Origin of the sequence: Micromonospora sp. SL4-19, assembly GCF_047921475.1 — a bacterium.
GTDB lineage: Bacteria > Actinomycetota > Actinomycetes > Mycobacteriales > Micromonosporaceae > Micromonospora.
The window spans coordinates 1-214 of the sequence record NZ_JBLROB010000121.1 but is presented as its reverse complement, the minus strand read 5'-3'; the positions used below and the strand labels follow the sequence as shown (position 1 = coordinate 214).

General features: G+C 64.5%; 1 protein-coding gene. It reads left to right on the top strand.

What is annotated here, in order from left to right:
• The coding region (locus tag ACNAVT_RS31950) for a PxKF domain-containing protein (RefSeq protein ID WP_416301734.1) at window positions 1–162 on the top strand (162 nt) is incomplete at its 5' end.
• Window positions 163–214: the final 52 nt, after the last annotated feature.

The following is a 214-nucleotide window of genomic DNA, read 5'->3' as shown; positions in this document are numbered from 1 at the left end:
AACCCCGGCGGATCACACATGTCGGTCAACGCCAACGGCCAGTACAACTACCCGTGGAAGACCGACCCCGCCTGGGCCGGCACCTGCCGCGAGTTCGTCCTGACCCTGGACAACGGATTCCAGTACCGCTCCTACTTCAAGTTCACCAGCGCTATCCAGTAACACCAGCTGAACCCGGAGGGAGCGTCCCGCGATCGGGACGCTCCCTCCGGCC